The organism is Peptoniphilus hominis (ex Hitch et al. 2025), from assembly GCF_040096015.1.
Lineage (GTDB): Bacteria > Bacillota > Clostridia > Tissierellales > Peptoniphilaceae > Peptoniphilus_A > Peptoniphilus_A hominis.
Genome location: NZ_JBBMFO010000037.1, coordinates 1 through 12,954 on the forward strand (window position 1 = coordinate 1; position 12,954 = coordinate 12,954).

Annotated in this window: 15 protein-coding genes and 1 pseudogene; 1 reads left to right on the top strand and 15 read right to left on the bottom strand. The window is 35.2% G+C overall.

Annotated features, from left to right (window positions below; translation table 11 throughout):
- The 13 genes from WMO19_RS08930 to WMO19_RS08990 form a co-directional block, all read right to left on the bottom strand.
- The coding region (locus tag WMO19_RS08930) for a helix-turn-helix domain-containing protein (protein ID WP_349171486.1) at positions 1 to 259 on the bottom strand (259 nt) is incomplete at its 3' end.
- Between the two features lie 79 nt (positions 260 to 338).
- A complete protein-coding gene (gloA, locus tag WMO19_RS08935) occupies positions 339 to 713 on the bottom strand; it encodes a lactoylglutathione lyase (RefSeq protein WP_349171487.1) in 375 nt (124 codons plus the stop codon).
- A 102-nt stretch (positions 714 to 815) separates the two neighbouring features.
- Positions 816 to 1,499, bottom strand: coding sequence for a V-type ATP synthase subunit D (locus WMO19_RS08940; protein WP_288166287.1), 684 nt, complete (start codon positions 1,497 to 1,499; stop codon positions 816 to 818).
- The gene (locus WMO19_RS08945) at positions 1,499 to 2,914 is read right to left on the bottom strand and encodes a V-type ATP synthase subunit B (protein ID WP_019124188.1); all 1,416 of its coding nucleotides are present in this window, start codon (positions 2,912 to 2,914) and stop codon (positions 1,499 to 1,501) included. The genes WMO19_RS08940 and WMO19_RS08945 overlap by 1 nt, the downstream gene beginning before the upstream one ends.
- Entirely contained in the window at positions 2,907 to 4,676 is a 1,770-nt protein-coding gene (locus WMO19_RS08950; RefSeq protein WP_349171489.1) for a V-type ATP synthase subunit A, read from the bottom strand. The genes WMO19_RS08945 and WMO19_RS08950 overlap by 8 nt, the downstream gene beginning before the upstream one ends.
- Before the next feature lie 27 nt (positions 4,677 to 4,703).
- On the bottom strand, positions 4,704 to 5,018 hold the full coding sequence (locus tag WMO19_RS08955; protein ID WP_019107528.1) for a V-type ATP synthase subunit F: 315 nt from the start codon (positions 5,016 to 5,018) through the stop codon (positions 4,704 to 4,706).
- Positions 5,011 to 6,003: a V-type ATP synthase subunit C gene (locus WMO19_RS08960; protein ID WP_349171491.1), complete on the bottom strand. Its 993-nt coding sequence runs from the start codon at positions 6,001 to 6,003 to the stop codon at positions 5,011 to 5,013. The genes WMO19_RS08955 and WMO19_RS08960 overlap by 8 nt, the downstream gene beginning before the upstream one ends.
- Before the next feature lie 17 nt (positions 6,004 to 6,020).
- Entirely contained in the window at positions 6,021 to 6,569 is a 549-nt protein-coding gene (locus tag WMO19_RS08965; protein WP_349171492.1) for a V-type ATP synthase subunit E, read from the bottom strand.
- An 8-nt stretch (positions 6,570 to 6,577) separates the two neighbouring features.
- Complete coding sequence (locus WMO19_RS08970) at positions 6,578 to 7,048, bottom strand: V-type ATP synthase subunit K (protein WP_019124184.1); 471 nt, start codon at positions 7,046 to 7,048, stop codon at positions 6,578 to 6,580.
- A gap of 10 nt (positions 7,049 to 7,058) precedes the next feature.
- The gene (locus WMO19_RS08975; protein ID WP_349171493.1) at positions 7,059 to 9,005 is read right to left on the bottom strand and encodes a V-type ATP synthase subunit I; all 1,947 of its coding nucleotides are present in this window, start codon (positions 9,003 to 9,005) and stop codon (positions 7,059 to 7,061) included.
- The gene (locus WMO19_RS08980) at positions 8,992 to 9,315 is read right to left on the bottom strand and encodes a late embryogenesis abundant protein (RefSeq protein WP_019124182.1); all 324 of its coding nucleotides are present in this window, start codon (positions 9,313 to 9,315) and stop codon (positions 8,992 to 8,994) included. Before WMO19_RS08980 ends, WMO19_RS08975 begins: the two co-directional genes overlap by 14 nt.
- Positions 9,316 to 9,597: 282 nt before the next feature.
- Positions 9,598 to 10,149: an ECF transporter S component gene (locus WMO19_RS08985; RefSeq protein ID WP_349171494.1), complete on the bottom strand. Its 552-nt coding sequence runs from the start codon at positions 10,147 to 10,149 to the stop codon at positions 9,598 to 9,600.
- Entirely contained in the window at positions 10,146 to 11,093 is a 948-nt protein-coding gene (locus WMO19_RS08990) for a nucleoside hydrolase (RefSeq protein ID WP_349171496.1), read from the bottom strand. Before WMO19_RS08990 ends, WMO19_RS08985 begins: the two co-directional genes overlap by 4 nt.
- Before the next feature lie 158 nt (positions 11,094 to 11,251).
- On the opposite strand from WMO19_RS08990, the gene WMO19_RS08995 reads away from it, so the two are divergent.
- A complete protein-coding gene (locus WMO19_RS08995; RefSeq protein WP_349171497.1) occupies positions 11,252 to 11,836 on the top strand; it encodes a TlpA family protein disulfide reductase in 585 nt (194 codons plus the stop codon).
- A gap of 89 nt (positions 11,837 to 11,925) precedes the next feature.
- Here the strand turns inward: WMO19_RS08995 and WMO19_RS09000 are convergent, their stop codons facing one another.
- Both WMO19_RS09000 and WMO19_RS09005 read right to left on the bottom strand, forming a co-directional pair.
- A complete protein-coding gene (locus WMO19_RS09000; RefSeq protein WP_349171499.1) occupies positions 11,926 to 12,396 on the bottom strand; it encodes a YbaK/EbsC family protein in 471 nt (156 codons plus the stop codon).
- A gap of 273 nt (positions 12,397 to 12,669) precedes the next feature.
- A pseudogene (locus tag WMO19_RS09005) lies at positions 12,670 to 12,954 on the bottom strand (hypothetical protein); the annotation flags it as partial.

Sequence of the window (12,954 nt, forward strand, 5' to 3'; positions counted from 1 at the left end):
CATTAGCAAGACTTTGATAGGACATTTCTCCTGTTAAGTACAAGTCTACTACATTTAGTTTGAAGTCTAAAGAGTAACTATTATTACTTCTTGATACTTTTAATCCATCATATCCTTGAGATTCATAGGCATTAACCCACCTTCTAACAGTCGAATTATCTGGGATAGAGTATTTTTTCGCTAAGTATCTGTAGCTTATTTTTCCTTCAAGATATTCTTTTACTACTTTAATCTTAATTTCTGTTTTGTATTTTGCCATTAAAAAACTGACCTCCTTAAGTTGGTTTGTTAGTCCAACTTTTGGGGGTCAGTTCACTTTGATGTGGACTTTTTCATGTTTATTTTTCTCCTATTACTTCGATTTTATATCCATCTGGGTCTTTAACAAAGAAGTAGGAATCTGATTTGTCAGAAAGGGCTTTTAGTTCTGTGACGTCGCAGCCCTTATTTTTTAATTCCTCTCTAAAGGCTTTTATGTCCTTGTGAGATATGGCTATGTGACCGTAGCCGTCGCCAATTGTGTAGTCCCTTCCGTCATAATTATATGTCAATTCAAGTTCACAGGGTGAGTCTTTTAGTTTTAAATATAGTAGTGTAAATTCATCTTCTGGAAAATCCTTGCGTCTTGATTCAACAAAACCCAAGGCTTCTTTATAAAACTTTTCAGATCTTTTCAAGTCCTTTACTCTAATCATTGTGTGTAAAAATTTCATAACATCCCTCCAAAAATTTATCTAGTCTATAATTATTTATAACCATAATTCGCTTTAATACGCATTTATAAAAAAAGCCAGAGAAGATTCTCCGGCTTAATTTTATGCAAGTTCTGCATTTACTTTTTCTAATTTTTCTTCCTTCATCTCGTCCTTTGAGATGATGTCCTTAACCTTCATTAGCCTTGTTATATTTGCCCTTTCACTTTCGTCAAGCTTTGAGCGAATATATTTTATTGTCTCTTCTAGGTCTGGAATTGTCTTGTACTCAAGGGCATTTACTCTTCTTCTCGTCTTTTCGATTTCGTTGGCAAGAAGTTGGGCTGCCTTTTCCTTCTGTGTAAGAGTCAAAAGCTCTTCCATGACTTCTGTAAGATCGTCTATGGCATAATCAAGGTCTGATGTGGTCTGTGCATATCCATAAGGGTAGCGAGATGCATCTTCAGATGTCTTTTTTGTTATAAACTCCATCTCTGGCACATCAACAGACATTACATTTTTCTTTTTGATTTTAACAAGAGTCTGCATAGTAGGCAGTGAAATTGCCTCTTCAAGCATTTCTGGACTCATAGCAGCTGATGCCATGAGAAAGGCTTTAAAGGAATTTTGAAGTTTTTCTTCTACTTCAAGTCTAAGCTTTTTATTTTCCTTTATGAGAGTAATAAACTGTCTCATAAGTTCGTCTTGCTTGTCCTTTAAAAGTTTGTGACCCCTAGCAGCATTGTCTAATTTGTCTTTCAGGATGGACAAATTCATTCTTGTGGGATTTACTTTAAGTCTTGTCATTATAATCCCTCATTTTCTAAATTTTCAGAATCTTTAGAATCTTTCTCCTTATCGCCCAAATATTTTGAAATTAATTTGTCGTCAATTCTCTTTAGTTCTGTTCTAGGTATTATAGATAAAAGTTCCCAACCTAAGTTAAGTGTCTCTTCTATTGGTCTATTTGTTTCAAAACCTTGAGATACATATCTCTTTTCAAACATATCAGCAAATCTTGCAAAGGCCTTGTCAGTATCTGATAGTGCTGTTTCGCCAAGTATGGCAGAAAGTTCCTTTGCTTCCTTACCTGCAGTGTAGGCTGCGTAAATTTGGTTCATTGTATCAGCATGGTCTTCACGAGTTTTGCCCTCGCCAATTCCCTTATCCTTAAGTCTTGAAAGTGATGGGATGGCGTTAATAGGTGGCTCAAGTCCTTGCTTATAAAGATCAGTTGAAAGAATTATTTGTCCTTCAGTGATATAGCCTGTAAGGTCAGGGATTGGGTGGGTGATGTCCCCTTCTGGCATTGTCAAAATAGGAATTTGTGTAATAGATCCTTCTCTACCCTTAATTCTTCCTGCTCTTTCATAAATACCTGCAAGGTCTGTGTATAGGTAACCTGGGTAACCACGTCTACCTGGTACTTCCTTTCTTGCCGCAGATACTTCTCTTAGGGCTTCTGCATAATTTGTCATATCTGTTAAAATTACAAGTACGTGCTTTCCAAGTTCAAATGCCAAATATTCTGCTGCAGTAAGTGCCATCTTTGGTGTTGCAAGTCTTTCAATGGCTGGGTCATTGGCAAGGTTCATAAATAATACCGCCCTGTCAATGGCTCCTGTCTTTGTGAAGTCGTCAATAAAGTATTGAGCTTCTTCAAAGGTAATACCCATAGCTGCAAATACTACGGCAAAGTCTCCACCTGAAAGTACAGTTGCCTGTCTTGCTATTTGTGCTGCAAGTTCGTTGTGTGGAAGTCCTGCTTCAGAGAAGATTGGAAGTTTTTGTCCCCTAACAAGAGTGTTAAGTCCATCAATTACAGATACACCTGTTTGAATAAATTCTGATGGATAGTCTCTTGAAACTGGGTTTATGGCAGTTCCGTTAATATCTATTTTTTCTTCAGGAATAATCTTTGGACCATCGTCAATTGGTTCACCAAGTCCGTCAAAGACTCTACCAATCATGTCTGGTGAAACGCCAAGTTCAAGTGGCTTTCCTAAAAATCTTACGCTTGTGTCCATTAAGTTAATTCCACTGGAACCTTCAAAAATTTGAACCATGGCCTTGTCGCCTTCAATTTCAATTACACGACCACGCCTCTTTTCGCCGGTTTGAAGTTCGATGTCCACAAGTTCTTCGTAGGCTGCACCTTCTACTCCTTCAACAGTCATAAGAGGTCCTACAACTTCTGTTACTGATTTATATTCTTTAAGCATCTACATCACCGACCTCTTCTAATTCTTTAAGTTCACTGTCAATTTTATCTTTTATTGCGTCGATTTTTCCCAAGTCATCATTAGGAAGGTACTTCATTCTGGCAATATTTTCTTTTACATCAAGTTTTTCAATTTCGCTAAAGTAGACTCCCTTTTCTAGTGCTTCTTGACATTTGTCGTAGAAGTAAAGGATTGTGTCAAGCATCTTAAATTGTTTTTCAAGTGGACAGAAAGTATCAACATCGTGGAAGGCATTTTGTTGCAAAAAGTCTTCACGAATTGACTTAGTAGTGTCAAGTTTAACTTGGTCTTCGTCAGATAGTGTGTCACGACCTACAAGTCTTACAACTTCAAGCAGTGAAGTTTCTTCTTGTAGAAGGGCCATGGATCTCTTTCTAAGTTTTGAAAATCTTCTGTCTACATTTTCATCTAAATAAGCGTCGATTTTTGCTTGATATAGTGAATAGGAATCGATCCAGTTAATAGCTGGGAAGTGTCTTTGGTAAGACAAATCGTAGTCTAGTTTCCAGAATATTTTTACGATTCTAAGTGTATTTTGTGTAACTGGTTCAGAAATATCTCCACCTGGAGGAGAAACTGCACCTATAACTGAAAGTGCCCCTTCTCTTTCTTCAGAGCCATTTACAAGAACACGACCAGCTCTTTCATAAAATTCTGCAATTCTTGAGCCAAGATAAGCTGGGTAACCTTCGTCACCAGGCATTTCTTCAAGACGACCAGACATTTCACGAAGGGCTTCTGCCCAACGAGATGTAGAGTCTGCCATCATGGCAACTGAATAGCCCATATCTCTAAAGTATTCTGAAATTGTGATTCCTGTATAAATTGATGCTTCACGAGCTGCTACTGGCATGTTAGAAGTGTTGGCAATTAGAACTGTCCTCTTCATAATTGACTGACCAGTTGTAGGGTCCATTAGCTCTGGAAATTCCATAAGTACATCGGTCATTTCGTTTCCACGCTCTCCGCAACCTACATAGACAACTATTTGTGCATCTGCCCATTTTGCAAGTTGATGTTGTACAACTGTCTTTCCTGAACCAAAAGGTCCTGGTATGGCAGCAGTACCACCCTTAGTAATTGGGAAAAATGTATCTATTACTCTTTGTCCAGTAACAAGAGGTTCCCTTGGATCAATTTTTTTCTTGTAAGGTCTTCCCTTTCTTACTGGCCATTTTTGTATCATTGTAAGATTTTCATCGCCCTTTTCTGTTTCTATAACTGCAATAGTTTCTTCAACAGTAAAGGAACCTTCCTTGATGTCTTTAATCTTACCCTTAATTCCATTGGGAACCATGATTTTGTGAGTTACAACTGCTGTCTCCTCTACTGTACCAAGAATATCTCCTGCTTCAACAGAATCACCAACCTTAGCAACTTTTTTAAATTCCCATTTCTTTTCTCTATTTAAAGGATTTACTATAACTCCTCTTTTTAAAAAGTCTCCGGCTTCATCTCTAAGTCCAACAAGAGGTCTTTGAATACCGTCAAACATTTGCTCGATCATTCCAGGTCCAAGCTCAACGGAAAGTGGTGCTCCTGTTGTATAAACTTCATCTCCAGGGCCAATACCTGTAGTTTCTTCGTAAACTTGAATGGAAGCCTTGTCGCCTCTCATTTCAATAACTTCACCAATTAGTTTGTCTTTAGAAACTTCTACTACGTCATAGACATTGGCATCTTCCATGCCAGATGCTACAACTAGTGGTCCGGATACTTTAATTATCTTTCCTGATTTCAATAAAGCTCCTCCTTTATAAAAAGGTGATTAATCACCTAATATATTTGCTCCAACTGCCTTTTCAACATTTTTGTTCAAATTCTTCATACCAATACCGAGAGTTCCCTTGTTTGAAGGAATAACTATAATTGCTGGCAATAATTTGTCATTATATCTCTCTATAGTATTTGGTATTTTTGCAGCAAGTTCTTCTGTAATATAAATTACGCCATAATCTTTTTTGGCAAGAGCGTCAACTTTTGCCCTTGCATCCTTTTCTTCGTAGCTTACAAAGACATCTATCCCAATTGCCTTAAAGGATAGAACTGAGTCCTTGTCGCCAATAACTGCAATTTTATACATAAGTATCACGCAACTTTTCTCTAATAAATTCACTGTCAAGTCCATTTAATTTGGAAACCAAAATAATTCTAAGATTTTTAATTTCCATTTCCTTTGCCAAGACATTGGCAAAAATAACTTCTGGACCATAGGTGATGTACTTTACATTCTTTATTAAGTCTATAAAGTAATTGTCCATCTCTCTTTCAAAGTCTGAAAGATTTCCCCTTTCCTTAAAGGAATCAAGTGCCTCTTTAATATACTTGTAAATTTCAAGTTTTTTAAAGACGTCTGTATCTGAACTTACTTCTCTATTTAATAAATCCAAATAAGTTTCTTTTCTGACATTGCCACCTTCAATGATTATTTGTCTTAAAAATTCCACATCTTTTTCTTGCTTCTTAGCCCTTAGAAGTGTCCTGATATTTGTAAAATCAATTAAATTCTTTGCGTATTCTATAAATAAGTCCACTTGAGACTCTTCTGCAAGTTCAAGAAGTTCAGTGAAGTAAGCATTGTCGAGATAAATATCAATTAGCTGTGGATCTTTCTTTTCTTCGTAAATCTCCTCAACCCTTTGAATAAGTTCAAAATACTTATTTTTCTTGCTTCCTTTTACAAGGGCATCTCTATATTCCTTTAAGTCAAAATCTCCAATGTTCATGTAGAGATCCTTTAAGTCCTTTTTCCCAATGTCTTCTTTAATAAGAACCTTTAAGTTGTGGTAAAAATATTTTAAGGTAATGAGACGAATAGGGATTTTGGAAGGAGAAATATCAAAAAGTTCATCATAAAACCTTGTGAGTTCTTCTTTTAAAATATATTCATACTCTGTGGGAGAAGAGATTTTATTTATATACTTGTTGTAAACTGTATCAGATAGAGATCTAAGTGCGTCTTCCAAAGTTTCTGTTTCAGATGCTCTTATAAAGTTTTCACTTTTTAAAAGTTCCTTTTCCATGACCCTAAGTCTTGTAGAACTTTGGATAAATTTACTTCTATCCATTTAACCACCTTTTCCTCTTAACTGAAAAGTTTTTCAGCCAAAAATTTTTCCAACTCTTCTCTTTCAGATTTTACAAGGGACCTAAAGTCGCCATTGTAAATTAAATTTCCATTGTGTAGGACAAAGCCTCTTTCTACATCAGTATCAGATACCTTAAAGCCGAGATCAGCTTTTTTTACTGCATCCCTATATTTACTTGGCACATCTAATATAGAATTTTTGTCCTCTACACCTTGAACATTATTTTTTACGAATTTTACAAAATCTTCTTCTGACAAATTTTCAAGTTCTCCTATTGCCTTTTCAAGGACCTCATCAATTACCTTGTGCTTTTCAGATAAGATGTCATCTCTTGCCTTTAATTCAGCACTGGACTTTGCCCTTTTTAAAAGGTCTTCTCTTTCTTTTATAGAGATTTCATTAATTTTATCAGCTAAAAATTTTGCGTCATCTTCTCTTTTTTCTACAATAATATGTTGTTTTTCTTCTGCTTCCTTTATAATTTCATCAGCCTTAGTCTTTGCATCCTCAATAATTTTATTTAAAATATTTTCAAGTCCTGCCATAGTATCACCTAGGCTCTAAATAGTATAAAGAATGAAATTGCAAAGGCAAGAATTGCATAAAGTTCAACCATTACTGCAAAGATAATACCCTTTGCTTGTTGTTCTTCATTTTTTGCCAAGATATTGATACCTGCAACGGATACTTTTCCTTGTGCAACTGCAGATACAAGTCCAGCAAGACCAATTACGGCACCACTTGCCATGTACATAAATCCTGTGTTTACTGGAACATCTGGTGAAAGTCTAAATAAAATAAATAGTCCAATTACGAATCCGTAAAGACCTTGTGTACCTGGAAGTAGTTGAAGTACAAGTGACTTACCAAATTTTTCTGGCTCATCAATTACTACTCCTGCAGCAGCCTCACCTGCCATACCTACTCCCTTAGCAGAGCCTGCACCTGAAAGTGCAACTGCAAAGAAGATCCCAAGTGATCCTAAAATCAATCCACCATATTCTCCCATTAATCCATTTAACATATTAATCCTCCTAGTCTATATTAAAGTAATCTGAATTTTCTATCATTTTTTTGAAAGGTATGCCTCCACCTTCATAAAATTTATTAAACATTTCTACATAAGTAAGCCTTGCTGTATGAACATAAGCTGACAAATAAGAAAGAAAGGCATTAAATAATTGGAATACCACAAAAATTACTATTGCAAATAATTTGCCAAGTATATTTGACTCAAAAAGCATTCCTGCAATCATATTTATGGCGAGTCCCAAGAAGGAACCTGATAAAACTAGCGCCATAAGTCTTAGGTAAGATACGAAATCACCAAGATAAGATGAAATTCCATATAGGGAATAAATTCCCCAACCTATTTTTGCACCAGTGGATTTTTCTTCTCTACCACCAGTTGCCACAATGCCTATCATGCCAAGTACCATTACTACCAAGAATACTTTGCCAAAGGCTGCAACTTGTGGAAGGAATTTACTTAAGATAAATCCAATTGCTCCCAAAACTGCCATGTACCAAAATCCAACATCATAAAGGGCATCCTTTGGTTTGCCATCGCGAATATTCATATAAGCCTTGATGCCAAGGGCAAAGAATATGTGAATGCCACCAAGTATTAGTGAGAGAATTACTAAAAGTGTTGAATCCTCTGCTGGATCTATAAGTGCTGGAAGTTCGATTATTCCTCCAAAGAAGGAACCAAATACAAGCCCAAATATTATTGTGGAAATAGAAAGATAATTGAAGAATTTTATAAATCTTCTCTTCTTTTCCGTCAACTTAAACTTTTTAAGGGCAAAAAGCGTGCCCAAAAATACTAAAAGACCATAACCAAAGTCGCCAACCATTATGCCTGCAAATATAAAATAAAAAGGCGCAAAGAAAGGCGTCGGGTCAATTTCATTGTATCTTGGCATAGAATACATTTCCGTCATAAGTTCAAAGGGACTTACAAAGGAATTATTCTTAAGTAAAATTGGCACTTTCTCAGAGTCTCTATTTGCATCTTCTGCATTTAGATAATAATTTTCGCCACAAACTTTTTTAACTTCATTTTCAAAGTCATTTAATCTGTCGCTTGGAACATAACCTTCTATGAGGTCAAGTTCAGTAGTCTTTAAAAATTTTCTCTCTGACATTATCTTAATTTTTTCATTTCGATAAAATTCATAGGAATATTTAAAATCTTCCAAATATTTTAAATAAGTCTTTAAGTCTTCTTCTATATTTTTATTTTTTTCATAAAGAAACTCTTTGTCTCTTTCATAGGACTCTATCTTGTCCTTGACTTTTCCATCTGCCTTGATGTTTATAGGCGTGAAACCATAGCTTGAAAATAGGGGTTTTATCTTTTCATCAACAGAATTTTCAACTATCATTAGATAATAATAAAAATTCTTGTCCTTGGAGACCCTATCAAGGTAGGCAAGATCATTTTTTATAAATTCGCTTTCAAATTCCCCTGCATGGTTGGAAGAAACGGTGCCTGTGTAAATGTTTACAGAACCCATATTATTCAAACCATCTAAGGAAGATGAAAGGTCTTCCCAAGGTTTCAATTCACCAATCTTTGAATCGATGTTTTGAATCTTGCTGTTGTTTTTGTCTTTAGCCTCTACTAAAGCTTTGATTTCGCCATCTATTTTTTCAAAGGGAAATGCCAGAGCCCTAGCAGCAAGCTCTTCCAAGCTAATGTCTTCTACTCCCTCTTTCATAGCCTTAAGAGGATTTTCCTTATCCTTAAACTGAAGTAGCAGATCAATGTCTTCCTTTGACCTTTTGATTTTGTCGTCAATTTCAATTAAATCTTCTGAAGACCTAGGTCTTGTGAAATCGTCTTCTGAAAAATCAGCATCAAAGCGAGACTCGTCAATGTGAACATAATTAAACTTTTGAAATTTATCAATTAGTTTAGCCCTGTCCCCATCAAAGATAAAGAGTTTGAATTTTTTCATATTAACTATTGCCATTATTCACAATCCTCTCTACCACTGACTTTACAATTTCAGCTTCTTTGTCTTTGGAAATATTTGAAATTTCAGCAATCTTTTTTGCCGCCTCTTCTCTTATTGGCACAACGGACTCTTCTCCTTCAGCCCTTGCCTTTTCCAAGAAAGCATCCTTTTCCGTCTTTGCCCTTTGGACAATTTTGTCATAGGATTCTTCTGCAAGAGATTTGGCATTTTTAATAATTTCCTCAGCCTTAACTTCTGCATCGTCAATAATTTTTTTTGCCTCAGCTTCAGTGTCTTTAACTCTTTTTACTGCATCATCTGACACTAAATCACCTCCAGTGTAAAATCTTTCTTAAATTAATTATATCACTTGTTAAATTATTATTTAACTAAAAACATAAGAAATTTAATTTTGCTTTTGATTATTTGATACCCTAATAGATTATCTTTATTTAAAATTCGCAAAAATACCTATGATTTTTGTAGATTTTTTATCAATCGTAAACTAAAAGTTGATATCTAAGGTCCCAGTAAAAGTAAAATATACTTTTGTTAAAAAGAAAACCACTGCAAAAAAACAGTGGCTGAAAATTTTTTATTAAATTTATTAATCTATCTTTCTCAAAATGTCTTGAAAGGCATTCATGTTGTAAACTTTTGAAACCAACAAAATGGAAAGCAACTTGTCTGCATAGTCTGTAATAATTTGCACACCAAGAACGATGGCAAAATCTGAAATATCCATAATGGCGCGAAGGGCTTGCACTATATAAGATGAGCCAGCCGTTGTCACTGTGCCAAAGAGATAAGTGGCAATGAGGGCAGATGAAATTGCTGCAGGAAGGGACATGGCAGGTGCCAAATAAAGTTTTGATGCAAGGTCATCCCTCTTTAAAAATTTAAAATAACCTGCCGTAAAACCTACTATAATTTGTGTAGGCATAAAATAAAGGGCAATGGGGTCTGATATTGTATTTACTAAAGCTGTGATTACTCCTGCCAAGATACCAAATACTGGACCAAAGGCAAAGCCTGCCATAACTGTTCCAATTGAATCTAAGTAAACAGGAAGCTTAATCATCACTCCAATCCATGATCCTACCATATTCATGGCAATGCAAAGTGCGAGAAGGGTGACTTTTTTTGTGGTTATTTTCATAATATATCACCTAAAACTTTCTCATCAACTTCAGATTTTGTAATTTCTTCTAAAAAATACTTCCAAACTTCATAGACATCTAAGTCTTCATAGAGTATTATATTTTTTTCTCTCTTCATGAAGTCCATCTCGTCTACAATAAGCATGCCTCTTGCAGGTCCATCTGTTATGCACTCTGCATTAAAAGTTCTGCTCCTAAAAAGTTCTGGCTTTCTTTCTGCAATAATAGTTAAGGGATCATTTATCACTGAACCAATAATTTTTTCGTATTCCCAGTGAAAGTCCATGTAAAAGTTTGTAATTTTTTCAACAAAATTTCCCATCTCAGGATTGAGCCTCTTCATGTAGGACAAAATACTTGGCGTCAAGACGAATTTTCTCGTCACATCAAGGGGCAGAATCTCAACTTTATTTGGTGCATTTTTTATGACATAGTCAGCAGCATCTGGGTCCACATAAAAATTAAATTCAGCAACAGGACTCATGTTGCCATGGCTCTTGAAGTTACCGCCCATTATAATTATTCTAGCCTCCTTAAAGGCAGCTCTATCTCTTTTTAAGGCTCTGGCAATATTAGTGAGTGGTCCCAGAGCAAAAATTGTCAAATGACCCTTTCTCGCTTCATTAGCTAGGAAGTCTATGGCATCACCGTCACTATTTTTTTCCTTATATGGTAGATAGGTTTCGCCGAGACCATCTTCGCCATGAGTGTCTTCTGCGTTAATAAATTCCTTTGAAAGAGGAGATGTGCTTCCCATGTAAATTTTAAAATCTTTGTTTAAAAACTTAGAAAGTCTTAGGATATTTTTCCTTCCCTTTTCTGCATGCACATTTCCTGAAACTAAAGAGATCCCGAGGATTTCATATTCCGCTACATTATTTGCTAAAATAATGGCAATGGAATCGTCAATCCCGGGATCTGCATCGATAATAATTTTTTTCATTTTTACCTCCATTTCTTTGGAGAACAATTAGTTTTTTATACTTGGAGTTCCCGAACAAGTGAAATTTATTATACAATAAATATTTGAAATAGACAAGTTTACTTATTTCAAGTATAATTAATTTAGGCAAAATTAAAAATTTAACTTGGAGTGATTATATGAAAAAACTTTTTAAAGTATTGATTTTATTTGCAGTGGCTTTAACTCTTTTTGCTTGCAACAAAAAGAATAATCCTACTGATAATACAAATAAAGTCGAAGAAAAAACCACAGCAAGCACAATAGAGTTAGACAAAATGCCAATTGAAAATTTTGATTTCCACACTATTGATATTGTTAATGGCAACACAGTAAAATCAGAAGATTTTTACAAAGAAAAACCACTAACACTTGTAAATGTTTGGGGAACATTTTGCGGACCATGCAAGGAAGAGATGCCAGATCTTGCAAAATTATATGAGGACTACAAGGACAAGGTAAACTTCCTTGGAGTAGTTGTAGACACTAATGTGAGCATGGACACAAATGTGGAAGAAGCCCAACAAATTATTAAAGATTCTGGCGTAAATTATAAAAATATTATGCCAAACCCAACTACAGAAGACACTTTAGTTAATATAACTGCAATGCCAACTACATTTTTTGTGAATTCTGAAGGAAAAGTCTTAGGTGGCTTTGTTGGAAAAGCTGACAAAGATTCCCTAGCAGCAACTATTGACAAATTATTGGAAGAAAATAAATAGTTTTGAAAAAAAATTAGATGAGTTCAATTGAGCTCATCTTTTTTTGTAAATTTTTATTTATTTGTCGGTATGCGAAATTTTTTTTAGTCTTATTCCATACTTTTTGTGACATCAATCCACTCTTTATACTTTGAATATTTTTCTAGCTCTTCTATTGTTAATTCTATGGCGCTGTTGCTAGAGCCGCAAGCTGGAAAAACTGTGTCAAATCTCTTTAAGGACTGGTCGAGATAGACCTCTACCCCATCCTTTAGGGCAAAGGGACAGACGCCTCCCACTTCATGACCGATTAAGTCTTCAACCCTATCCTTGTCAATCATCTTTGCCTTAGTGGCAAAAAATTCTTTAAACTTCTTGTTGTCAATTTTCACATCTCCAGCTGTCACTACTATTACTATCTTGTCCTTTAGCATAAAGGAAAGGCTCTTGGCAATTCTTTCTGGCTGACAATTTAGGGCTGCTGCTGCAAGTTCCACAGTTGCGCTAGATGTATCAAATTCAATTATCCTATCTTCAAGACCAAAATCTTTAAAATAATTTTTAACTTTTTCTATGCTCATTTCTCTCACTCCATAAATTTTTATCATTATATCACAAAATAATTTTTATGTTAAAAGACTGGGAGCTTCTTAAATTTTTTAAAAATTTTTTAAAGTTAAACCTCTCTAAAATTTACATAAAATATTTGCTAGAGATTTACTCCCCAAGAGAAATTATAAGGCCAATAAATAAAGAGACTCGAGTTAAGAGTTTCCCCAATATTTGACATTGAGTCAAAAACTTCAAAAAAATAAGAGCGAGTTTCCTCGCCCTTAAGCTTTTTAATCTAATGATTAGTCAAGAATCTTAGATACTACTCCAGATGCTACTGTTCTTCCACCTTCACGAATAGCGAATCTTAGTCCTTCGTCCATTGCGATTGGTGTGATTAGTGTTACTGTAAATGTGGAGTTGTCTCCTGGCATTACCATTTCTGTTCCTTCTTTTAGTTGGATATCTCCTGTTACGTCTGTTGTTCTGAAGTAGAATTGTGGTCTGTATCCGTTAAAGAATGGTGTATGTCTTCCACCTTCTTCTTTTGTTAGTACATATACTTCTGCTTCGAATTTTGTATGTGG

What these genes read in the sequence shown, in the direction of transcription:
- gloA (WP_349171487.1), bottom strand. Translation starts at nt 713, where the DNA reads ATGAAATTTTTACACACAATGATTAGAGTAAAGGACTTGAAAAGATCT.
- WMO19_RS08940 (WP_288166287.1), bottom strand. Translation starts at nt 1,499, where the DNA reads ATGACAAGACTTAAAGTAAATCCCACAAGAATGAATTTGTCCATCCTG.
- WMO19_RS08945 (WP_019124188.1), bottom strand. Translation starts at nt 2,914, where the DNA reads ATGCTTAAAGAATATAAATCAGTAACAGAAGTTGTAGGACCTCTTATG.
- WMO19_RS08955 (WP_019107528.1), bottom strand. Translation starts at nt 5,018, where the DNA reads ATGTATAAAATTGCAGTTATTGGCGACAAGGACTCAGTTCTATCCTTT.
- WMO19_RS08960 (WP_349171491.1), bottom strand. Translation starts at nt 6,003, where the DNA reads ATGGATAGAAGTAAATTTATCCAAAGTTCTACAAGACTTAGGGTCATG.
- WMO19_RS08965 (WP_349171492.1), bottom strand. Translation starts at nt 6,569, where the DNA reads ATGGCAGGACTTGAAAATATTTTAAATAAAATTATTGAGGATGCAAAG.
- WMO19_RS08970 (WP_019124184.1), bottom strand. Translation starts at nt 7,048, where the DNA reads ATGTTAAATGGATTAATGGGAGAATATGGTGGATTGATTTTAGGATCA.
- WMO19_RS08975 (WP_349171493.1), bottom strand. Translation starts at nt 9,005, where the DNA reads ATGGCAATAGTTAATATGAAAAAATTCAAACTCTTTATCTTTGATGGG.
- WMO19_RS08985 (WP_349171494.1), bottom strand. Translation starts at nt 10,149, where the DNA reads ATGAAAATAACCACAAAAAAAGTCACCCTTCTCGCACTTTGCATTGCC.
- WMO19_RS08990 (WP_349171496.1), bottom strand. Translation starts at nt 11,093, where the DNA reads ATGAAAAAAATTATTATCGATGCAGATCCCGGGATTGACGATTCCATT.
- WMO19_RS08995 (WP_349171497.1), top strand. Translation starts at nt 11,252, where the DNA reads ATGAAAAAACTTTTTAAAGTATTGATTTTATTTGCAGTGGCTTTAACT.
- WMO19_RS09000 (WP_349171499.1), bottom strand. Translation starts at nt 12,396, where the DNA reads ATGAGCATAGAAAAAGTTAAAAATTATTTTAAAGATTTTGGTCTTGAA.